The following is a 20,971-nucleotide window of genomic DNA, read 5'->3' as shown; positions in this document are numbered from 1 at the left end:
GGTGCTGGAGTGTGCTGCACCGGGTGTAGCAGTCCGCCCTGACCACCGTGAAGACGGCTCAGGAGGCTGCAAGGTGACGTCCACCCCGACCCGTACGACCGTGCTGGACGAGCGCACGGTCGACGACCTCGTGCTCGCGCACCTGCCCCTCGCCCGGTCGCTGGCCTCGCAGTACCGCGACCGCGGGGAACCCCTGGACGACCTCGTGCAGGTCGCCTGTCTCGCGCTCGTCAAGGCCGCCCGGCGCTTCGACCCCGGTGCCGGGTTCCGCTTCGCCTCGTACGCGACCCCCACGATCACCGGGGAGATCCGCCGCCACTTCCGCGACCACGGCTGGATCGTCCGTCCGCCGCGCAGCCTGCAGGAGCTGCGGCTGCGCCTCCTGGCCGAGGACGCCGCCCCGGACGAGACCCTCGCGCAGCGGCTCGAGTGCACGGTGACGGAGGTCCAGGCCGCACGGCAGGCCTCGAACGGCTACTCGGCCGTCTCCCTCGACGCGTCCTGGGAGGCGGACGACACGTCGCTGGCCGACCTCGTGCGCGACGAGACCGACGACACCGCCACGATCGACGACCTGCTCTCGTTGCGCCGCATCACCTCCGACCTCGACGACCGGGAGCGCCGGATCCTGCACCTGCGCTTCTACGAGGAGGCCACCCAGTCGGAGATCGCCACCGTGCTCGGGGTGAGCCAGATGCAGGTCTCCCGGCTGCTGCGCGACCTGCTCCGGCGGCTGCGCGGCCTCCTCGACGATCAGGTCCCCGTGCGCGAGGTGGGCGCGACCGACCGCCGGCGCAACGGCCCGGTGGGCGCACCGGCGTGGTCCCGCATCCCCTCCAGCAGTTCCGTCAGCACGTCCCGGGCGGCGTGAGCCGGTCTCCAGTCCAGGACCTCCCGGGCGCGTGACGTGTCCATGACGGGAACGCCGTACCCGAGGTCGAGCCAGCCCGGTTGCACGGGGTGCACGTGCGCCCGGTAGGTGAGGTCGGCCGCGGCCCGGACCAGCTTCCGGTTCACGGGGAGGGCGCGTCCCGCCTGGAGGGCGTGCGCCAGGTCGGTCCCGTCGAGCACGGGATCGTCGGCCACGTTGAAGGCACCGCCGGGAGCCCGTTGCAGCACCCGCGCGATGGCGTCGGCGAGGTCGTCGGCGTGCACGACCTGGAAGCGCAGGCCCCGCGGCAGCGGCAGCGCCGGGAGCGGCACCCTCCGCAGGGCGCGGGTGGGTGCCAGCGCCCCGGCGAAGTAGCGCGCGATCTCGCTGCCCGCGTCGCGCTGGAACACCAGGGCGGGCCGGATCCGGGTCACGAGGAGCTCCGGGTGCTCCCGTTCCACGTCGTCCAGCTGGGTCTCCACGAAGGCCTTCTCGCGGGAGTACTGCGAGGGCGGGATCCCCGTCGCGGGCCAGGACTCCTGCACGGGAGCGTCGTCGACGGGGTGGGTGGCGTAGGCCCCGACCGAGGAGAGGTGCACCAGGTGCGGGACCCCGGCCCGGAGAGCGGCGTGCACGACCTGCCGGCTCCCCGTGACGTTGACCCTGGTCATCTCCTGCGGGTCCCGGGCCGGCTGGATCAGCCACGCCGTGTGCACCACGGCGTCGACGCCGGCGAAGACGTCGGTGAGCCGTTCCAGCGCACCGGGTCCGGCGACGTCGAGGCTCTCCCACCGCACCCCGGAGTAGGGCCCGACGGGTTCGGGGAGGCGGCGGCAGATCCCGACGACCTCGACGTCCTCGGCGGCGAGACGACGCAACAGGGCGGTCCCGACGTTGCCGGTGGCTCCGGTGATGGCGATGCGCATGTCACCAACCTCCCATCGTGTCCTCGTCCGGCAACCGGACGTCGGTGAGCAGGTACCCGCTGGCGGGGCGGGAGGGGACCGGTCGGGGCGCCATCCGCAGGTCCTGCGCGGGGAGGCGGTGCTCCACCGAGGCCAGCACCCGGACGGCCTGGGCCAGCAGGCGGACCGTCGCGGGTTCGCCGGGACAGCGGTGCCCGGTCCGGGCGTCGCCGGCCCCCTGGGGCAGGAACGCGTGCGAGACCGGACACATCCCCTGACCGAGGAAGCGGTCGGGGTCGAAGGCCTCGGGGCGCGGCCACTCGGCGGGGTCCCGGTGGGTCCCCACGACGTCGATGACCAGCCGGTCGCCGCGGCGCAGTCGCTGCCCGTCCACCTCGCCGTCCCGGCGCACGCGCGCGGCCAGCGCCGGGACGAAGGGGTAGCGCCGGCGCACCTCGTGCGCGACGGCCACGGCGAGCTCCTCGGCTCCCCCGCGGTCCCCGGCCGCGTCCGCGGCCAGGACGATGTCGCGCCAGTCCGGGTTCTCGTGCAGCGCCACCGCGGCCTGGCAGACCAGCCAGGCGACGGCCACGGTGGGGCGCAGCACGTTGAGGAGCTCCACGGCCGCCGTCCGCTCGTCGAGCAGGTCGCCGTGGGTGTCGCGGTGGTGCGCGATCGCCCCCAGCGCGGAACTCCCGGCCGCACCTCCCGCACGCGCCTGCCGCACCGCGTCCCGGGCCCACCGCTCGCAGCGGGACCGGGCGGCGCGGGCCCGGAGGAAGCGCCGTCCCGCGGAGCCGAAACCGTCGACGATCAGCATGAGGTCGTGCGCGCGTCGGGTGTCCCGCTGCTCGTCCTCGCCGTCGGAGACCCCCGACCAGCGCAGCACCGAGCGGCCCAGGACGTGCACGGCCTCCTCGAACAGCACGAACCGGCCGCGACCGCGCTGCCACCCCAGCACCGTCCGGCGCCACTGCGCGCCCGACTCGGTCAGCAACGACTGCACGTTCTCCGGGGCCAGGACGCTGGTGAACAGCTCCTTGCGCACCCGGTGCTCCGCGTCGTCGAGACCGTGCACGGCGCCGCGCCCGAAGAGCACGTTGCTCAGGACGCCGGGAACCGCCCCCGATCGGGCCGTGCGCGAGGAGTCGTAGAAGGTGCGCACCCCCTGCGGGCCGCGCAGCAGCAGCGCGCGACGGCCCATCAGACGGGTCGGCAGCGGCGCCCCGGACAGCCGCGGCAACCCGTCGAAACCCCGCGTCACGAGGGTCAGCAGGAGGTCGGGTCCGGGACGCCGCTGCGTCGCGGCCGCCCGCCGACCCGGTGGGGCGGGGGAGGTGGTCATGGGGTTTCGCTACCCCGTGCGGGTCCCGCGAAACGTTCGCCGTTCCACCGCGCGGAACCCGGGCGGAAGGCGTAGGACCGTCGCATGCCCCTGATGCGTTCCCTGTTCGACGCCCCCTCGCGGTGGACGGCCCTCGACCCGGTGGCCGCACGGGCCAAGGACGTCGCCGACCGCGTGCTGCCCGGTGGCCGCGTGCGGGGACTGCTGCACGGCCGCCCCGCCGGTCACGCCGTCCACCCGGCGATGGCGATGGTCCCCGTGGGCACCTCCGTCTCGGCGTTCGTCCTCGACGCCGCTGCGGTGCTGCTCCCGGGAGGGCAGGCTCTGGGCGCCCCCGCGCGACTGCTCGCCGCCGCGAGCGTCGCCACCGTCGCCCCGACCGCGATCGCCGGGTGGGCCGACTACGTCGACCTGCACCCCGACCAGCAGCGCACCGCGATCGTGCACGCGGCGGGCAACGCGGTCGCGGCCACGTTGTGGACGGCGTCGTTGTTCGCCGGGCGACGGGCCCGGCTGCTGCGGACCGCCGGAACCCTGGCCGCCGGGGCGGCCGGAGCCCTGGGCGGCCACCTGGCCTACCGCTGGGCGGCGGGGATGAACCACGCCGAGCACCTGGTCCACCTGGCCGGCGACGGGCAGGAGTTCTCCGACATCGGGACGCTCGACGACCTGGCGGAGGGTCGCCCGGAACAGCGCTGGATCGGCGACGCGCCGTTGTGCGTCCTGCGCCGGGGCGGTTCCGTCATGGCCCTCACCGACACCTGCACCCACCTCGGCGCCCCGCTGCACGACGGCGAGGTCAAGGGAACGGGTTCTGCGACGACCATCACCTGCCCCTGGCACGCGAGCGAGTTCCGCTTCGCGGACGGTGAGGTGCTCGACGGCCCGGCCAGCGCTCCGCAGCCGGTCGTCGAGACCCGGGTGGAGGCGGGGCGCGTCCTGGCGCGCGTCGTCGGACCGCCCCTCTGATTTCGAGAACACCACCGAGACGACAGGAGAACAGCGTGCGAGCACTGACGTGGCAGGGAAAGCGGTCGGTCAGCGTCGAGGACGTCCCGGACCCGCAGGTCGTCGACCCGACGGACGCGGTCGTGCGGATCACCTCGACGGCGATCTGCGGCTCCGACCTGCACCTCTACGAGGTCCTGGCCCCCTACATGGCCAAGGGCGACGTCCTGGGGCACGAACCGATGGGCATCGTCGAAGCGGTGGGGTCCGCCGTCACGAACCTGAGCCCGGGCGACCGGGTCGTGATCCCGTTCAACATCTCCTGCGGGCACTGCTTCATGTGCGACCGCGGGCTGATGTCGCAGTGCGAGACCACCCAGGTGCGGGAGAAGGGCTCCGGGGCGGCCCTCTTCGGGTTCAGCTCCCTCTACGGCTCCGTCCCCGGCGGCCAGGCGCAGTACCTGCGCGTCCCGCACGCCGACTTCGGCCCGATCAAGGTCGGCCGGGAGGGCGACAACGGGCTCGCGGACGAGCGGTACCTGTTCCTCTCCGACATCCTCCCCACCGCCTGGCAAGGGGTGCAGTACGCCGACGTCCCCGAGGGTGGCACCCTCGCCGTCCTGGGTCTGGGGCCGGTCGGTCAGTTCGCGGCCCGCATCGGCCGGCACCTCGGTTACGACGTCATCGCCGTCGACCCGGTCGAGGAACGACGCCAGATGGCCCACCGCAACGGGGTGACGGCCATCGACCTCACCGACGGCAGTGGTTCCGACGTCGCCACGCAGCTGCGCGAACGCACCGACGGGCGCGGCCCGGACGCCGTCCTCGACGCCGTCGGCATGGAGGCCCACGGGGGCGCGGAGGGCGCCGTGGCCAAGGCGGCCCAGACCGCCGTCGGGCTGCTGCCGGACAAGCTCGCCCAGAAGGTCATGGAGACCGGCGGGATCGACCGGTTGTGGGCCGTGCGGACGGCCGTCGACGCCGTCCGTCGCGGCGGGACCGTCTCGTTGTCGGGCGTCTACGGCGGTGAGGCGGACCCCATGCCGATGATGACGATGTTCGACAAGCAGCTGCAGTTCCGCATGGGCCAGTGCAACGTGAAGAGCTGGATCGAGGACCTGCTGCCCATCGTCGAGGATCCGACCGACCCGCTCGGCATCGACGACCTCACGACCCACCGGGTCCCGCTCGAGGACGCCCCGGACGCGTACGAGATGTTCCAGACCAAGCGCGACGGGTGCATCAAGGTCGTCCTCGAACCCTGACGCCTGCTGCACCACCCGCACCTCGGTCTCGCGCTGCGGACCGCGCTCGCTACGACCCTCGCCGGGATCGTGGCGGGCGCGGTGTCGTCCCTCGCGGTCGCCGAGGGGTGACGGGGCCCTGGTCCCCACCCCGTGAGCGGCGTCAGGCGCTGAGGTCGTGGGCGACACCGGCGGGGGTCCGTCCCAGGAGCCGGTCACTGGTGAGGACGGGGTGCGCGGTGGAACTCAGGACGCTCGCGCCCGGCAACGCGCGGACCCGGTCGACGAACTCCCGGTCCTCGTGCGCCGGCCGGGACGGGAACCCACCGGCGGCCCGGTACGTCGAGGCACGCACGCCGAGGTTCGCGCCGTGCACGTGGCGGTGGCCCGCGGCGCAGGTGCCTGCGGCGTACCGTCTCCGCCACTCGGTGTGGAGCGTGGCGGGCCCTGCGAGTCGGACGGTTCCGAGCAGCAGGTCGATCCCCGCGTCGGCCGCACGCCGATGGTGCGGCAACCACTGCCCGGGCACGACGGAGTCCGCGTCGGTGCAGGCGATCCAGGTCGAACGGAGTTCCCCGGCCGAGAGGCCCGCGAGCGCCTCGTCGACCCCCGCGGCCCGGGCCGCACCGACGTTGCCGGCCCGGGAGCGGATCACGTGAGCGCCTGCGGCGGCCGCGTTCTCGGCGGTCGCGTCGCGGCAGAGGTCGGCCACGACGACGAGGTCGACGGGGATCCCGAGACGGCCGGCCGCGACGAGGACCGAGGTGACGGCGGCGGCGATCGTCGTCTCCTCGTCGCGGGCCGGCACGACGACGACCATCCGCTCGAGGGCGGTCACGGGGTCAGTCCACCGGCCCGGGCGACGGAGGTGGCGGGGGGTCGGACGAGGACGTCGAGCAGGAAGTCCTCCTCCTCGTGGTGGGCGAGGACGGTGAGTTCCGGGGTGGCGCGCAGCACGCGGTGGACCTCGTCGCCGGTCAGCGGGTAACCCTGGACGAGGTGTCGCCAGTGGCAGGCGACGAGCACCCCGTCCGCGCTCAACGCGGCCGTGGCCCGGGCGAGGAGGTCGGCGAGGTCGGCCGGTCCGCAGTAGTAGGCGACCTCGGACAGGACGACGAGGTCGAACTCACCGGCGGGGAACTCCTGCGGGACCCGGGCCACCCTGGTCTCGACGGTGTCACCGAAACCCGCGGCGGTGACGCGGTCCCGGGCCTGCCGGACGGCGGACGCAGCGATGTCGAGGGCCAGGAGCCGGTCGCACCGGGCGGCGAGGTCGACGGTGAAGACCCCGGCGCTGCAGCCGATCTCCAGGGCGGACGCGAACCTCGGCCGGGGCAGCACCGCGGCGGTGAGGGCACGTTTGCGCTGCTCGTACCAGCGGTCCTCGAAACCCCAGGGGTCGTCGCCGTTCTCGGTGTAGAAGCCGTCGAAGAACTCCACGCCGAGGCTCCCGGTGAGTTCCTGCCCGTCGGGGACCAGGAAGACCTCGACGTCCCGGTCGAAGTGCTGCTGGACGGCGGGCGGCAGCAGGACCTCGTCCCCCGGGAGTTCGGACAACGGTCGCGTCTGGGAGACGTGCTCGGCGAGGGCGGCGCTCTTCCGCCCGCGGGCGACGGGGTCGAGGTCGAGGCGGACCCCTGCCGTCCAGGGGATCCGGTGGTCACCGGGGTGCGCCCAGTGCCACGCCCACACCGGGTACTGCAGGCAGCGGACCCCGGCGGTGACGGCCAGTTCCGCGCAGACCAGGCCGGCGGTGTCGTGGTCGGGGTGGGCGTCCCCGGACCACGGGCTGATCAGCAGGGTCCCGGGCCGGAGCAGGTGCTGCACCGCGTCGCGCACGCGAGCGGGGGCGGCCGTCAGGGTCCCGTCGGGGATCTGCGCCCGGTGCACCCGGGCGTCCGGCGCGGTCAGGGAGACGGCGCGAGCGACCTCCACGGCACGGACCTCGGCGAGGCGGTCGGGGGTCGTGGTGGACGACGCGGGGTGCGACGCCTCGCCGTCGGTGAGGACCAGGACGTCCAGCGGCAGGCCGCGGGCGGCGGCGGTGGCGAGGAGCCCACCGGCGCCGAGGGTCTCGTCGTCGGGGTGGGCGGCGACGACGAGCACGTGCGCGACACCGTCCCAGGACAACCGCGGGAGGTCGCGCAGGCCGGGCCAGGCCAGCCAGTCCGCTTCGGGTGTCCCGTCCCCGTCGTGGGTGAACTCGACGGGTTCCTCGTTCACGACGGCCATGCCGTCCCCTCCTCGGTCTCCTGGGCGGCTGTCTCGCCGGGTTCCTCGCCGGGTTCCTCGAGCATCTCGCCGAGGGCGGCGACGTCGCGTTCGGCGTGGTCCTGGCGCAGGTACACGGTGAGGTCGGCGACCCGGGCCGCGTGCGCGGCGTCGAAGGTCAGCGGCGCGGGCCCGAGGGCGTGACCCACGATCCGCAGGACGTCCTCGGCCGCTTCCGCGACGATCGCGCGGGTCTGCGCGGCCAGCACCTCGCCGGCCCGTCCGGTGGCCGCTCCGGCGTCGACGGCCACGGCGGCCGCCTCCAGCGCCAGCCGGGCGGTCCGCAGCCGCAGGTCGACGGTCCCGCGGTGGTACCGGGCGAGCTGGTCGTCCCGGGTTCCGTGCCGCAGGGCGCGGGCGACGCCCACGGCACCCCCGAACCAGCAGGCCGCGACCCCGATGCCGCCGTGGGCGAAACCCGGTCGCCGCAGGTACCAGCCGGCCTCACCGACGGGCTCGGCGGGGGCGCGGTGCAGGTGCACGGGTCCGCTGGGGACCTCGACGAGCCCCCGGCTGTGCCAGGCGCCGGCCTCGACCTCGACGGCCCCGCTCTCCCGGCCCGCTGCGAGGTCGACGGCGAACAGCCGGCGACCGGACGGCGTGTGAGCGGTGACGAGGGCGTGGGAGAGGTCGCCGGCGAGCGAGCACCAGGGTTTGGTGCCCTCCAGGACCCACCGTCCCGACGCGGTGCGGGCGTCCAGCCGGACGGTGCCCGACTCGGCGGCGAAGACCCCCCAGGTGCTTCCCGGGGGAAGGGTCTGCCCGGCTTCGGCCAGGATGGCGACCGCGTCGAGGTGGGCCTCGAGGATCCGGGCCGTCGTGAGGTCCTCCGCGGCCGACGCGGCGAGGAACCGCCAGCGGCGCAACGTGTCGCCGGATCCGGGGAGCGGCACGGTCGCCGAGGAACTGCTCGCCACGGCGAGGGCCTGCTGGATGGGCACGGGCGGCAACCTCCGGATCTCCGGCCGCGGAGGCTCTGCGACCTGCAGGAACGTAACCCCGTCAGGCCTGCCCGGCGCGTCGGAGGGCACCGTCCACCGGGTCCAGGTCGTCGACGATCTCCTGGGCGACGTCGCGCAGTCGCCGTCGCTCGGCCCGGGCCCGGGCCCGCAGCCGCTGGAACGCCTCGTCGGGGTGGCAGCGGTAGCGCTCCGCGAGCGCACCCTTGGCCTGTTCCAGCACGATCCGGCTGTCGAGGGCCTCCTGCAGCTGGGCCCGCACCCGCGCGCCTTCGGCGACGTGCTCGAGCTGGAGGATGCCGATCGCCCCGAACGACGCCATCGCGTGGGCGACGTCGAACTCCACCGGCGAGTAGGGACCCTCGTGGTCGCGGAACAGGTTCAGGGCCCCCATCGTCCGTCCCCCGCTCTCCACGGGAACGCTGTGGATGGCCGTCACCCCGGCCGCGCGGGCGCTGCGGGCGAACTCGGGCCAGCGTGCGCCCAGCTCGGCCGAGGTGGGGACGGAGACGACCTGCCCCGTGCGGTACGCGTCCAGGCAGGGGCCCTGCCCCGTCTGCAGCTGGACGAGTTCCACGCCGTGGGCGTCGTCGGAGGTGGCCGCCAGCAGCTGCAGGCGGCCGGCGTTGTCCTCGACCATCAGACCGACCGAGCTGGCCGAGAGCAGCCGGGCGCAGTGGTGCACGAGGCGGTGGGCGAGGTCCAGCGCCTCGCCGTGATCGGCGAGCACCTGGGCGATGTCGTTGACCGCCGCGGCGACCGCATCGGCGCGTACGTCCACGCCAGTCCTCCACGAAGCCGGCGTCCTGCCGGCTGGTCGTCCCGCCACACCTCGTCGGCACGCCCCGGGCTGCACGTGCCCGTCCATTCTTCACGACCACGCGTCCTGTGCGACACCGGGTCCGGGTGGTGATCACGAGGCTACGATCACCGGGGTCCCGCGACGAGGGCCGTCACGACCACCACGCACGACGGGGCAGGCGCAACGATGACGCAGATGGTGACGCGGATCCAGCGCACGGTCACCTCCGACGGACGGATCTCCTGACGTGTTCGGGCCGCTGAGCGCGTTCCCCGTCACGCCGCTGGACGACGGCCGCGTCGACGCGCGGGGCGTCCACACCCTGGTGAGCAGGGCAGCCCGGGGTGGCGCTGACTCCATCGGCGCCCTCGGTTCCACCGGCGGCTACCCCTACCTGAGCCGGGCCGACCGCCGGCGGGTCGCGGAACTCAGCGTCGAGGCCGCGGGCACGGTCCCGGTGCTCGTGGGTGTCGGGGCGCTGTCGACGCGCGAGGTGCTGGAGCACGTCGAGGACGCGCAGGCCGCGGGGGCGGCGGGCGTCCTGCTGGCGCCGTTGAGCTACCAGCCGCTGACCGACGACGAGGTCTTCGCGTTGTACGAGGACGTGACCCGGGAACTGTCGGTCCCGTTGTGCGTCTACGACAACCCGACGACGACGCGGGTGCGCTTCACCGACGAACTGCTGGGCCGGGTCGCCGCGTTGCCGCACGTGGTGTCGGTGAAGATCCCCGGCGTCCCGGGCGATCCCACCCAGGCCGCCGAGCGGGTCGCCCGGCTGCGGGCGGTCCTGCCCGCCGGGGTCACCGTCGGCGTCTCCGGCGACGTGCACGCCGTGACCGGCCTGGGGGCCGGCTGCGACCTCTGGTACTCGATGCTGGCGGGGGCCCTCCCCGGTCGCTGCCGCGCGGTCGTGGACGCCCTCGCCGCCGGCGACGGTCGCCGCGCACGGGAACTCTCCGACCAGTTGCTGCCGCTGTGGGACCTCTTCGCCGGGCACGGCGGACTGCGGGTCGTCTCGGCGGTGGTCGAGGTGCTCGGGTACGTCCCCGCCGCCACCCCGCCCCGGCCCCTGCTGCCGCTGCCCGAGGCGGCGCGCCGTCAGGTGCAGGAGGCGCTCGCCCTGGTCTCGGCGAGCGGTCCGCTGGCCTGACCCCGCACATCGTCGATCGCAACTGCGCGCTCCGCGTACCGTAGGGCCACGAACGGTGCAGCTCGCCGCTGGTCCGCGCGCACCGCCGCTGCCTACCGTCGTGGGGTGACCGCCACCCTCGACACGCCCACGTCCGCCGGGACCGCCCAGGCCCCGGCCGCGGTGGTGCTGGTGCGGCCGCACCACTTCCGTCCGAACCCGGAGACGGTCGCGGACAACAGCTTCCAGCGGCCCTCGCGGGGAGGGGACACCGCGGGCCCGGCCCACGCCGAGGTCACCGCCCTGGCGGCCACCCTGGAGGCGCACGGGGTCCGGGTGCACCTCGTCGAGGACACCGGGCGCACCACCCCGGACAGCGTCTTCTGCAACAACTGGTTCTCCACCCACCCCGACGGCACGGTCGTGGTCTACCCGATGCACGCCGAGAACCGACGGGGAGAACGTCGTGCCGACGTCCTGGAACTCCTCGCCCGCGACTACGTCGTCACCCGGACCCTCGACCTGGGCGCGGGGGTCACCCCCGGGACGGCCCTGGAGGGGACGGGGGCAATGGTCTTGGACCACCGTTCGCGCACCGCGTTCGTGTGCCGTTCCCGCCGCACCGACCCGGCTCTCCTGCAGCGTTTCTGCCGGGAACTGGAGTTCGAGCCCGTGGTCGTCGACGCCGAGGACGACGGGGTTCCCGTCTACCACACGAACGTGCTGATGTCGGTGGGGACCGACGTCGCGCTCGTCGGTACCGGTCTCCTGACCGACGCGGGCCAGCGCCGCCGACTGGTCGCCGCCCTCGAGGGTTCCGGCCGCGAGGTCGTCGACCTGCCCCGGGACGCGATCCGGAACTTCGCCGGGAACTGCCTGGAACTCGAGGGTTCGCAACGTCTGCTCGCCCTCTCCGAACGCGCCGAACGGGCTCTCCCGGACGGGGTCCGCGCGGTCGTGGAGAACCACGTGCGGTTGCTGCCGGTCCCCGTCCCCACCCTGGAACTCGCCGGGGGTTCCGTCCGCTGCACGTTGGGCGGGGTCCACCTCGTGCCGAGGAACGGGTCGGACCGTCAGAGGTGACGGAACGTCGTCCGGATCTCCTCGACGAGGAGTTCCGGCTGTTCCATGAGTGCGAAGTGGCCACCGCGGGCGACCTCACCGAAGTGGACGAGGTTGGGGTAGCGACGTTCGGCCCACCGCCGGGACCGCCGGACGTACTCGCCCGCATGACGCTGAGCCCGACCGGGACGGTCAGGGGGTCCTCGAGGGTGCCGGGGGTGGCCCAGCCGGTCCTGGCGGCCTCCCAGTACGTGCGGGCGGCGGAGGCGGCGGCATTGGGGAGCCAGTAGAGCATGATGTCGTCGATCATCTCGTCGAGGGTGAAGATCGCCTCGGCGTTCCCGTGCTCGGCGTGGGAACCTCCGACGTCCTGGAACATCGCGTAGATCCACGACGCCAGTCCGACCGGGGAGTCGGTCAGGGAGTACCCGATGGTCTGGGGTCGGGTCGACATCTCCTGCGAGTACGCCGACAGCACCTGCCAGTAGTAGCCGGACTCCGCCAGCATCGTCCGTTCCTCGGGGGTCGCCGCGCGGACCTCCTCGTCGGTGGGCGTGAACAGGGCCATGGTGAGGTGGACGCCGGCGAGGCCGATGGTGGCGGTGGCCTCGAGGGCGGCGAGTTCGGCGGTGACGGAGGCGCCGAGGTCGCCTCCCTGGGCGAACCACCTCGGGTACCCGAGACGCTCCATCAGGACGGCCCAGGCCTTCGCGGTCCGGGCGAGGGTCCAGCCGGTCGTGGTGGGTTTCCCGGAGAAGCCGAACCCGGGCAGGCTGGGGATCACCAGGTGGAAGGCGTCCTCGACCCGCCCCCCGTGCGCCTCGGGGTCGGTCAGGGGGCCGATGGCGTGCCGGAACTCCAGGACGGAGCCCGGCCAGCCGTGGGTGAGGAGCAACGGGCGTGCCCCGGGAACGGCGGAGCGGACGTGCAGGAAGTGGACGTCGAGGCCGTCGACGCTGGTCGTGAACTGCCCCCAGCCGTTGAGCAGCGCCTCGGTCCGGCGCCAGTCGTAGTCGGTGCTCCAGTGCCGGACGAGCGCCTGGACCTTCTCCAGCCGGGGCCCCTGCGAGGTGTCGCCGACCGTCTCCCGCTCGGGCCACCGGGTGTTCACGAGGCGACGCTGGAGGTCGTCGAGGTCGGCCTGGGCGACGTCGAGGGTGAAGGGGAGGACGGCGTCGGTCTGGGTCTCGGTCTGGGTCGTGGTCGTGGTCGTGGTCATGGCGGGTCTCCCGTGCGTTCGTGGACCCGAGGTGGGTCGGATCGTCTTTCTAAAAGACGATCTTTGCACATGACGTTCTATTCGGCGTACAGTTCTGGGGTGACGAGTTCTGCGAGGACGGTGGATCCCCTGCCCGAGATCGACTGGGACGCCGGCGGGATCGAGACCGAACTGGGCTGGGGGCTGGCCGCGGTGCAGCAGGGTTTCTCCCGCGCCGGGACGACCGCGGTCGCCGACCTGCCGGCCGGGCCCCGGGGCTACCAGGTGCTCGTGGCGATCACCACCGAGGAACCCTCCTCGCAGCTCGCGCTGGCCCACCGCCTCGGCATCGACAAGACGCAGATGACCTACGTCGTCGACGCGCTCGAAGCGGCAGCGCTCGTCGAACGGCGCCCGGACCCCGCCGACCGGCGCGTCCGCCAGGTGCACCCGACACCGGCGGGCCGGACGGCGCTGGCCGCGGCCCGCACCGCCCTGCGCGCGGCGGAGGCGGACCTGATGCGGCACCTCAGCGAGGCCGAACGGACCCGGCTGCGACACCTCCTGGCCCGGGTCGCCCTCACGGCCGTCGACGTCGCGCCCGGCACGCCGGCCGTTCCCGACGTCCCCCTGGCCGTCCCCGGTCGATCACGTCGACCGACCACTGCTCCCGAGAAGAAGTGAGACGAACCCCGTGACCACCACCGTCCTCGTCGCCGGCGCCACCGGCGACCTCGGCCACCGCATCGCCCGCGAACTCCTGCAGCACGACCTCCGGCTGCGGGTCCTGACCCGCCCCGGCAGCACGACGGCCACCACGCTGTTCGGTGCCGAACCCCGCGTCGAGGTGGTCACCGCCGACTACTCCGACCACGCCGCCCTGACCACGGCCGCCGCGGGGGTCGACGTGGTCGTCTCCGCGGTCAGCGGCACCCGTCCCGTGATCGTGGACGCCCAGCGCGCCCTCCTCGCGGCCACGGTCGCGGCCGGCGTCGCGCGGTTCGTCCCCTCGGACTACTCCGCCGACTACCGCAGCATCGCCCCGGGCAGCAACCGCAACTTCGAACTCCGTCGGGAGTTCGCCGCCGACGTCGACGCCGCACCGGTCCGCGCGACGTCGATCCTCAACGGGATGTTCACCGACCTGCTCACGGGTGAGGCGCCGATGATCCTCTTCGGCCGCCGTCGGGTCCTGTTCTGGTCCTCGCCCGACCAGGTGCTCGACTTCACGACGAAGGACGACGTCGCCCGCTTCACCGCGCTCGCCGTCCTGGACCCGGACACCCCGCGCGTCCTCGAGGTCGCGGGTTCGCGGGTCTGCGCCCGGGACGTCGCCCGGACGATGACGGAATTGACGGGAACCCCCTTCCGGCTGCAGTGGGCCGGTACGGCGGGAACCCTCTCGGCCATGAGCAAGGTCGCCAGATCACTGTCCCGCGACCCCGACGAGACCTTCCCGGCCTGGCAGGGCATGCAGTACTTCGCCAGCATGTTCAGCGGTCACGCGCAGCTGCGCCACGTCGACAACGACCGCTACGGTCCGCACGCGTGGACCAGCGTCCGCGACGTCCTGGGCGACCACGTCGCGGGTGCAGCGGTTCAGGGCAGCTGAGCGCCGAACCGGGCCTCGACCCGCTCGAACTCTCCCGCCCGCAGCGGGAGGATCCCGCCGTGCTTGGTGTTCGCGGGGACGTGGAACTCCCCGGGCGGCAACGGGTACCACCCGCCCCGGAGCGGGTCGTCGCTGGTGAGGACCAGGTAGCCCTGCGGGCGCACCGAGAACTGGTCGACGAAGAGGAACCACCGGTCGCGCCGCGCGTCGTGCACCAGCACGGGGGCCTCGACATCGGCGTAGAGGTCGTCGGCGATCCGCTCGGCCACGACGCGGAAACCGTCACCGGTGTCGACCTCGGCGAAGAGCTTGCGCGAACCCGGCAGCCGGGAGTCGTCCTTGGACACCCGGAGCACGGCGCCGGGGAGTCGGTGGACGGTGGTGTCGATGACCGCGACCCCGCGGTCGATGAGGACCTCGACCCCCTCGACGCTGCGGAAGTCCCGCGTCCGGGCGGTGAGGACGCGGCTGTAGCTGTCGCCCGCGTGCTCGTCGTCGGTGGTGTCGTAGAGGGCCGAGGACCAGACGAGCGTGAACTCCCCGCTGCCGGGGTCGAAGCTCGCCTCCGGGGCCCAGGCCATCCCGGCCTCGGGCGGGGCGACCTCGAGCAGCCACGGGTCCGACCAGGTGAGCAGGTCGACGGAGCGCCACACCACGATGCTGCGCGCACCGTGGCGCGTCCAGGCGTCCCAGCCGCGGTCGTCGCCGCCGTAGATCCGCAGGTCGGTGGCGAGGACGAAGAACTCCCCGTCCCCCCGCACGAGGAAGGGGTCGCGGATGCCGCCGGTGCCCAGCGTCGGTCGCAGGACGGGCGCTCCCCCGTTGAGCCGGCGCCAGAACCTCGGGTCGTCGCCGTCGCTGAGGGAGAAGAACACCTGCTCGCCGTGCCCGTCGGGGTCCTCGACGTGGTGGACGAAGAGGTAGCCGAACTCGTCCGCTGAGGTCACGTCGCCAGGCTAGTTGACAACTCCGGCTAATGGCCTTAGCTTTTAGCTAACGCAATTAGCCACTAGCCCGGAGGACGACATGCTCCAGCACCTCACCACCGACGAGGGCACCATCGCCTACGACCTGACCGGCGCGGGACCGCTCGTCGTCCTCGCCCACGGGATGGGCGACAGCCGGCACTCCTACCGCTTCGTGGCCCCGGCCCTGGTCGCCGCCGGCTACCGCGTCGCCAACGTCGACCTCCGCGGTTGCGGCGACTCCAGCGCGACCTGGACGAGCTACAGCCGCACCGACATCGCCGGCGACCTCGTCGCCCTCGTCCGCCACCTCGGCGGCCCCGCCGTCGTCGTCGGCCAGTCGATCAGCGGTGGCGCCGCGACCATCGCCGCCGCCACCGCACCCGACGTGATCTCCGCCGTCGTCGAGCTCGCCCCCTTCACCCGTAAGCAGTCCGTCGACCTCGTCGGCCTGCTGCGCAACAAGAACCACCGCGCGGGAACCCTCCAGCTCGGGAAGGTCATGACCACCGGCAGCCTCAAGGGCTGGCTGGCCTACCTGGACCTGGCCTTCCCCACCCGGCCCGCGGACTGGGACGCCGAACGCGCCCGCATCCAGGACACCCTGGCCCAGCCCGAGCGGATGGCCGCCCTGCGCGGCATGACGAAGACCTCCCCCGTCGACGCCGGCGCCCAGCTGGCCAACGTCCGCTGCCCCGTCCTCGTCGTCGAGGGTGGTCTCGACCCCGACTGGGCCGACCCCCGCGCCGAGGGAGAACGGATCGTCGCCGACCTGCCCGCCGGTCTCGGCGAACTCGCCGTCATCGACGGCGCCGGGCACTACCCGCACACCCAGACCCCCGACGCACTGCTCGCCCTCGTCCTGCCCTTCCTCGCCCGGACCCTCCCCCAGGACGCCACCCGTGCCTAGAGCCGGGCTGGACCCCGCCACCGTCACCGAGGCCGGCGCCGCGCTCGCGGACGAGATCGGCATCGCCCGGCTCAGCATGGGCGTCGTCGCCGAACGGCTCGGCGTGAAGACCCCCTCGCTCTACAAGCACGTCGACGGCCTCGCCGACCTCACCCACCGCATCGCGGTCCTGGCCGCGACCGAGGTCGGCGACGCGCTGCGCGACGCCACCCAGGGCCGTGCCGGGGGCGAGGCGCTGGCCGGTGCGGCGCAGGCGCTGCGGCGCTACGTGAAGGCCCACCCCGGCCGCTACGCCGCGACCGTCGGCGTCCGCGCGACCGGACCGGACGACCCGTTCGTCGCCGCCGCGCAGCGGACCCTCGCGTCGCTGGCGGCCGTGCTGCACGGCTACCGCCTCGACCCCGCCGACGAGGTCCACGCCCTGCGGATGCTGCGCAGCGTGCTGCACGGGTTCGCCACCCTGGAGGCCTCCGACGGCTTCCAGATGGCCACCGACGTCGACGAGAGCTTCGACTGGCTCGTCGAGTTCCTCGATCGGGGTCTGCGGGCGAACGCGGAACGGTAGCTTCGCGTCGTGATCAGCGCGCCGACGGAGTTCCCGCCCCGGGCCCGGGCGACGTGGCGGGGCTGGGCCGCGGTCCGGGCGGCGTTGCTGGTGCTCACGGCCGTGACCGTGCTCGCGGCGCTGCTGCTGGGGGTGCGGGACTCCACCGTCACGGACCTCGAACGGGCCGTGACCTCGGGCCGGGCGAGCGACGTGCAGGTCACCGGCGGCCTCCCGCCCGACGCCCTCGACGGGACGGCCACCCAGTAGGTCACCTGGCGCGAGGGCCGGCAGCGCCACCGCACCGAGAACCGTCAGGTCCGCGGCGGGACGGGCACCGCGCAGGACGTCGGGGTCCTCGTGGCGTCCTGGGACCGCAGCGTTCCGGTCGAGACCGTGCCCGGGCACTTCGGCTCCACGTGGACCGTCCTGGGTCTCGGGGTCCCCACCTGGGTCGGCGTCCTCACCCTGGTGCAGGGGTTCGGTGGGCTGGTGGTCCTGGTCAACGCCGCCCCGCCCTGGCGCGCGACCCGCTGGGCGTGGTTCTGGTTGTTCTCCCTGCCCTTCGGCGTGACCGCGTTCCTGCTGCTCAGCGGGCCGCTACCGGGCCGCCCCACGGAACGCGCGAGTTCCCGGCGGCTGCGGGGCGGCTGGGCGTTCGTCCTCTCGGTGGTGGTGCTCGGCGGGGTGCAGGGTTCGCTCTGACCCCGCCGGCGCTCAGAGCGTGCCGGGAACGGTGCCGGGGTCGCCGTCGGCCGCAGCGGCGAGCGCCGGGACGGCCTGCTCGATCGCGTACGGCAGCGAGAGCGGGCTGGAGCTGCCCAGGGCGCCGGCGAAGTCGCTGTCGAAGGTCGGCACGTAGACGGTGCGGCCCTGAGTCACGACGGCCAGGGCGGCGGCGGCCGGGTTGCTCGCGAACTCCGCCGCGCTGCGCCCGAGGACCACGAGCACGTCGGTGTCCAGCAACGCGACCTGTTCCTCGCTGAGGCCCTTCGGGTCCACGGCGGTGTTCTCGTCGAAACCGAACTGCAGGAAGAAGTTCCCGCGGGGGTCGGTGGAGTCGAGGGGGTAGTAGCCCTCGTTGAAGAGCACGACGCTGACGGTCTTGCCCGTGAACTCGGGGTGCGCGTCGGCGGCGGTCTGGAAGTGGCCCTCGACCTCGTCGGTCAGTGAACTCGCCTCGTCGGCCTTGCCCAGCGCCTTCCCGATGGCGGCGAGCTCCTCCTGCCAGCTCGCGGCCGCCGTCGAGCCCGCGGCCTGCCCCGCGGGGACGAGGTCGCCGATGGTCGGCGCGATCTGGGAGAGCTTGTCGTAGTCGGCCTGCTCGAGGTAGGCGTAGGCCCCGATGATGAGGTCGGGTTCGAGCGAGGCGATCGTCTCGAAGTTCAGCTCCGCCTGCCCGACCGAGGTGATCCCGCCGGCCGGGAGCAGGTCCACGGCCCACGGGCGCTTCGCGGCGTCGTAGCTGCCCAGCGGGGTGCGGGCTCCGACGGGGGTGACGCCGAGGGCCAGGACGAAGTCCTCCTCGTTGTAGCCGACGGTGACGACCTTGGTGGGGGCCGCTTCGATCGTCGTGGAACCCAGCTTGTGCTGGATGGTGACGGGGAAGACGCCGTCACCGGCGGAGGAGGTGGTCTGCGACGACGCCGACCCCGGGGTCGTGGAGTCGTCACCGCCTCCGCAGGCGGCGAGGGTGGTGAGGGCGCCGGAAGCAGCCAGCGCGGCGAGGACGGATCGACGGTGCACCCGTCAAGGCTAGCCTACCCTCACCTCCGGTTCTCGCACCGCGGCCGCTCACCCCGCGTGGCGGCGGACCTCACCGGGTTCGAGGGTGAGGTCCGCCCCGGCGAGGTCGACGACGCGGACGTCGTCGGCGAGGTTGGCGACCAGGACCGCGTCACCGCCCGCCCCGCGACCGCCGATCAGGTGGACCCCCTGCGCCAGAACGCATCCCGGCGCGAGTCGCAACCGCCGCGACCCGTCGAGCCCGGCCAGCAGCCGCAGGCCGGCGGCCGCAGAGCCGTCGACGTCACCGAAGCTGACGCTCGCGACCCCGGGAACGGCGAAGGCGGCGGCGCTCGCGATCACCCAGGCCGCGAAGCCCCTCCCGTCACGACGAGGATCGCGCGGCACCCGGTCGCGGTCGACCCGCCACGGGGTGGTCGCGACGGCGTTGAACCGGGGCCGGAGCGTCACCGGCCCGACGTGGACGGGCCGTCCGCCGCCGATCGCCACCGCCTGCCGGGCGGTGAGCTCCTGGACGGCGAGGGCTTCGAAGACCTGGTCCCGGCCGGTGTCGTGCATCTGCGGGGTGCTCGCGAACACGACCCCGGTGGCGTCCGCGGGAAGGAACTCCACCGTGCGGTTCAGCTCGGTGAAGTGCGACCGCGCGCCGGCGACGAGGTCCCCGGGGAGCCCCGCGCAGGCCGTGCGCAGGGCGGCCCAGAGCTCCGGGGTGCTGACGTGCGTCGTGCGCGAGTGGACACCGAACCGGAGCACCTCGACGCCCTGCGTCGCGTCCACCACGGTCCCGACCTCGGCCGGGTCGTCGGTGACGATGCGGACGTCGAGGGGTCGCCCGCAGCGCCGGGCGCGTTCCAGCACCTCGAGCCACTCCGGGTCCGCGGTGACCAGTTCGACGAGCAGCGGGCCGGCGAAACCTTCGACGTCCGACGTGCTCCCCCACTGCGGCGAGGGTTCGTCGGTGACCACCAGGTCGACGCGGGTGGGCCGGGCGGGGACGGGCACCGGGAGGGCGTTGGGTGCGCAGCGGACCACGACCTGCTGGTGCACGACCGTCCCCGGTTCCAGCCGCACGGGGAACGGTTCGGACAACGGGGTGCTGTACGTCTTGAACGACGCGTCGCTCCAGTTGCGCTGGTCCTCCATCTCGAACACGTCGCCACGGAACTCGACCGCGACGTCGACCCCGGGGCGGCTCCACCGCAGTTCCGCGACGTCGCGGGCCGGCTGGTGCGGGGCGATGGCGACCGGGAACTGCGTCGCCGTCCACGCGCCGTCCGGGTGCCGAACCCGCAGGGGCGTCCCGGCGTCGTCCGGGCGGTGCAGCACGACGAGTCCGAACCGGTTGCGCTGGAACGCACGACGCGTGGTCGCGGTGAACTCGACGACCAGTCGCCCGGGGTCCGCGCGGGCGCCGATCTCCCACGTCGCGTCGACGACGTCCTCACCCCCCTCGTCGTGGAACGTGCCGTGGACCCGGAGTCCCCCGTCGCGCGTGGTGACGTCGAGGACGGTGGCCGGCGCGGTCCGCCAGTCGCGGTCGCGCAGGACCCCGCGGACGGCCCGCAGCACCGCGACCCCGGAGAAGGTCAGGTTCGACAACGACCCGCCCCGGCGCAGTTCCAGCGACCACCGCCCCAGGTCGACCCGGCGGGGTCCGGGTTCCTCGTCGCGCCAGATCCCGCCGAGGTCGAGGGGGTTCACAACGTCGTCATCCCGCCATCGACCCGGAACAGGCTGCCGGTGGCGAAGGAGGACTCGTCGCTGGCCAGGTAGACCATGATGCCGACGACGTCGGCGGGTCGGCCGGGGCGACCCAGCGGGGTCCGGGCGACGATGGCGGCCCGGGACCCGGCGTCGCCGGAGATCGAGGTCACCAGGGGTGTCTCGGTGTACCCGGGGACGACGGTGTTCACGCGGATCCCGCGGTCGGCGTAGGCGGCGGCCACGGTCCGGGCCAGGCCGTGGATCCCGGCCTTGGTGCTGGAGTAGGCGGTGAAGTCCCGGCCCTCGCCGTTCAGGCCCGTCGGGGAACCGGTGAGGACGATGGACCCGCCGGTCGCCAGCATCGCGCGCACGGCGTGCTTCACGGTCAGGAAGGTTCCCGTGAGGTTCACGGCCACCGTGCGTTCCCAGACGGCCAGGTCGAGGTCGGCGATCGGGGCGTCCTGGCCGAACAACTGCACCCCGGCGTTGGCCACGACGACGTCGAGGGTGGACCCGCGTTCGAGCACCGCGGCGAACGCGGCCTCGACGGAACTCTCGTCGGTGATGTCGAGGGTGAGGCCGAACGATCCGCCACCCGCCGAGCGCGCCGCCTCGGCGGCGCCGGCACCGTCGCGGTCGGTGAAGGCGACCCGCGCTCCCTCGGCGACGAACCCCTCGGCCACCGCCCGGCCGATGCCGGAGGCGGCCCCGGTGACGAGGATGGTCTTGCCCTGCAGTCGCTCGCTCACGCGTCTC

General features: G+C 73.8%; 21 protein-coding genes and 1 pseudogene. 11 read left to right on the top strand and 11 right to left on the bottom strand.

Features of this window, described 5'->3' with window-relative positions; all coding sequences use genetic code 11:
• Window positions 1-73 precede the first annotated feature (73 nt).
• Window positions 74-871 carry a sigma-70 family RNA polymerase sigma factor gene (locus ACFQ46_RS17950; RefSeq protein WP_380260721.1) on the top strand — a complete coding sequence of 266 codons (798 nt, stop codon included), beginning with the start codon at window positions 74-76 and terminating at the stop codon, window positions 869-871.
• On the opposite strand, the gene ACFQ46_RS17945 is transcribed toward ACFQ46_RS17950, so the two are convergent.
• On the bottom strand, window positions 754-1,797 hold the full coding sequence (locus tag ACFQ46_RS17945) for an NAD-dependent epimerase/dehydratase family protein (RefSeq protein WP_380260720.1): 1,044 nt from the start codon (window positions 1,795-1,797) through the stop codon (window positions 754-756). The two genes, ACFQ46_RS17950 and ACFQ46_RS17945, sit on opposite strands and share 118 nt — an antisense overlap.
• A 1-nt stretch (window position 1,798) precedes the next feature.
• On the bottom strand, window positions 1,799-3,121 hold the full coding sequence (locus ACFQ46_RS17940; RefSeq protein WP_380260719.1) for a cytochrome P450: 1,323 nt from the start codon (window positions 3,119-3,121) through the stop codon (window positions 1,799-1,801).
• Between the two features lie 84 nt (window positions 3,122-3,205).
• Between ACFQ46_RS17940 and ACFQ46_RS17935 the strand changes: the two genes are divergently transcribed.
• Together ACFQ46_RS17935 and ACFQ46_RS17930 are read left to right on the top strand one after the other, a co-directional pair.
• Window positions 3,206-4,090: a Rieske 2Fe-2S domain-containing protein gene (locus ACFQ46_RS17935; protein ID WP_380260718.1), complete on the top strand. Its 885-nt coding sequence runs from the start codon at window positions 3,206-3,208 to the stop codon at window positions 4,088-4,090.
• Window positions 4,091-4,125: 35 nt separating this feature from the next.
• Window positions 4,126-5,334 (top strand): zinc-dependent alcohol dehydrogenase, encoded by a 1,209-nt coding sequence (locus ACFQ46_RS17930; RefSeq protein ID WP_380260717.1) that lies wholly within the window; start codon window positions 4,126-4,128, stop codon window positions 5,332-5,334.
• Between the two features lie 142 nt (window positions 5,335-5,476).
• On the opposite strand, the gene ACFQ46_RS17925 is transcribed toward ACFQ46_RS17930, so the two are convergent.
• The 4 genes from ACFQ46_RS17925 to ACFQ46_RS17910 all read right to left on the bottom strand — a co-directional run bounded on the left by ACFQ46_RS17925 (window position 5,477) and on the right by ACFQ46_RS17910 (window position 9,324).
• Window positions 5,477-6,151 (bottom strand): glycosyltransferase, encoded by a 675-nt coding sequence (locus ACFQ46_RS17925; RefSeq protein WP_380260716.1) that lies wholly within the window; start codon window positions 6,149-6,151, stop codon window positions 5,477-5,479.
• Window positions 6,148-7,545, bottom strand: a complete 1,398-nt coding sequence (locus tag ACFQ46_RS17920) for a PIG-L family deacetylase (protein WP_380260715.1) — start codon at window positions 7,543-7,545, stop codon at window positions 6,148-6,150. Before ACFQ46_RS17920 ends, ACFQ46_RS17925 begins: the two co-directional genes overlap by 4 nt.
• Window positions 7,533-8,525 (bottom strand): acyl-CoA dehydrogenase, encoded by a 993-nt coding sequence (locus ACFQ46_RS17915; RefSeq protein WP_380260714.1) that lies wholly within the window; start codon window positions 8,523-8,525, stop codon window positions 7,533-7,535. Before ACFQ46_RS17915 ends, ACFQ46_RS17920 begins: the two co-directional genes overlap by 13 nt.
• Before the next feature lie 61 nt (window positions 8,526-8,586).
• Window positions 8,587-9,324, bottom strand: coding sequence for a GAF and ANTAR domain-containing protein (locus ACFQ46_RS17910; protein WP_380260713.1), 738 nt, complete (start codon window positions 9,322-9,324; stop codon window positions 8,587-8,589).
• Window positions 9,325-9,592: 268 nt separating this feature from the next.
• On the opposite strand from ACFQ46_RS17910, the gene ACFQ46_RS17905 reads away from it, so the two are divergent.
• Both ACFQ46_RS17905 and ACFQ46_RS17900 read left to right on the top strand, forming a co-directional pair.
• Window positions 9,593-10,495 (top strand): dihydrodipicolinate synthase family protein, encoded by a 903-nt coding sequence (locus ACFQ46_RS17905; protein WP_380260712.1) that lies wholly within the window; start codon window positions 9,593-9,595, stop codon window positions 10,493-10,495.
• Between the two features lie 105 nt (window positions 10,496-10,600).
• The gene (locus ACFQ46_RS17900) at window positions 10,601-11,557 is read left to right on the top strand and encodes an arginine deiminase-related protein (RefSeq protein WP_380260711.1); all 957 of its coding nucleotides are present in this window, start codon (window positions 10,601-10,603) and stop codon (window positions 11,555-11,557) included.
• Here ACFQ46_RS17900 and ACFQ46_RS17895 read toward each other — a convergent pair.
• Window positions 11,548-12,755: pseudogene (locus ACFQ46_RS17895) on the bottom strand (epoxide hydrolase family protein). The gene ACFQ46_RS17900 and the pseudogene ACFQ46_RS17895 overlap by 10 nt on opposite strands.
• A 99-nt stretch (window positions 12,756-12,854) precedes the next feature.
• Here ACFQ46_RS17895 and ACFQ46_RS17890 point away from each other — a divergent pair.
• Window positions 12,855-13,418 (top strand): MarR family winged helix-turn-helix transcriptional regulator, encoded by a 564-nt coding sequence (locus ACFQ46_RS17890; RefSeq protein WP_380260710.1) that lies wholly within the window; start codon window positions 12,855-12,857, stop codon window positions 13,416-13,418.
• Window positions 13,419-13,428: 10 nt separating this feature from the next.
• Window positions 13,429-14,346, top strand: a complete 918-nt coding sequence (locus ACFQ46_RS17885) for an NmrA family NAD(P)-binding protein (RefSeq protein ID WP_380260709.1) — start codon at window positions 13,429-13,431, stop codon at window positions 14,344-14,346.
• Here ACFQ46_RS17885 and ACFQ46_RS17880 read toward each other — a convergent pair.
• Entirely contained in the window at window positions 14,334-15,293 is a 960-nt protein-coding gene (locus ACFQ46_RS17880; RefSeq protein ID WP_380260708.1) for a glycoside hydrolase family 43 protein, read from the bottom strand. The genes ACFQ46_RS17885 and ACFQ46_RS17880 overlap by 13 nt on opposite strands.
• Window positions 15,294-15,372: 79 nt before the next feature.
• On the opposite strand from ACFQ46_RS17880, the gene ACFQ46_RS17875 reads away from it, so the two are divergent.
• The 4 genes from ACFQ46_RS17875 to ACFQ46_RS17860 all read left to right on the top strand — a co-directional run bounded on the left by ACFQ46_RS17875 (window position 15,373) and on the right by ACFQ46_RS17860 (window position 17,470).
• Entirely contained in the window at window positions 15,373-16,221 is an 849-nt protein-coding gene (locus tag ACFQ46_RS17875) for an alpha/beta fold hydrolase (RefSeq protein WP_380260707.1), read from the top strand.
• Window positions 16,214-16,786 (top strand): TetR/AcrR family transcriptional regulator, encoded by a 573-nt coding sequence (locus tag ACFQ46_RS17870; protein ID WP_380260706.1) that lies wholly within the window; start codon window positions 16,214-16,216, stop codon window positions 16,784-16,786. Before ACFQ46_RS17875 ends, ACFQ46_RS17870 begins: the two co-directional genes overlap by 8 nt.
• Before the next feature lie 9 nt (window positions 16,787-16,795).
• On the top strand, window positions 16,796-17,035 hold the full coding sequence (locus ACFQ46_RS17865) for a hypothetical protein (RefSeq protein WP_380260705.1): 240 nt from the start codon (window positions 16,796-16,798) through the stop codon (window positions 17,033-17,035).
• Window positions 17,036-17,125: 90 nt separating this feature from the next.
• The gene (locus tag ACFQ46_RS17860) at window positions 17,126-17,470 is read left to right on the top strand and encodes a hypothetical protein (protein WP_380260704.1); all 345 of its coding nucleotides are present in this window, start codon (window positions 17,126-17,128) and stop codon (window positions 17,468-17,470) included.
• 12 nt (window positions 17,471-17,482) lie between these two features.
• On the opposite strand, the gene ACFQ46_RS17855 is transcribed toward ACFQ46_RS17860, so the two are convergent.
• From ACFQ46_RS17855 to ACFQ46_RS17845, 3 genes are read right to left on the bottom strand one after another with little or no spacing between them, the layout of a single operon-like run.
• The gene (locus ACFQ46_RS17855) at window positions 17,483-18,511 is read right to left on the bottom strand and encodes an ABC transporter substrate-binding protein (RefSeq protein WP_380260703.1); all 1,029 of its coding nucleotides are present in this window, start codon (window positions 18,509-18,511) and stop codon (window positions 17,483-17,485) included.
• Between the two features lie 48 nt (window positions 18,512-18,559).
• A complete protein-coding gene (locus ACFQ46_RS17850; RefSeq protein ID WP_380260702.1) occupies window positions 18,560-20,212 on the bottom strand; it encodes a hypothetical protein in 1,653 nt (550 codons plus the stop codon).
• Complete coding sequence (locus ACFQ46_RS17845) at window positions 20,209-20,964, bottom strand: SDR family NAD(P)-dependent oxidoreductase (RefSeq protein ID WP_380260701.1); 756 nt, start codon at window positions 20,962-20,964, stop codon at window positions 20,209-20,211. The genes ACFQ46_RS17850 and ACFQ46_RS17845 overlap by 4 nt, the downstream gene beginning before the upstream one ends.
• Window positions 20,965-20,971 lie beyond the last annotated feature (7 nt).

The sequence above is a fragment of the Kineococcus sp. GCM10028916 genome (genome assembly GCF_042674865.1).
Classification (GTDB): Bacteria; Actinomycetota; Actinomycetes; order Actinomycetales; family Kineococcaceae; genus Kineococcus.
This window is presented reverse-complemented; position numbering and strand designations above follow the sequence as displayed.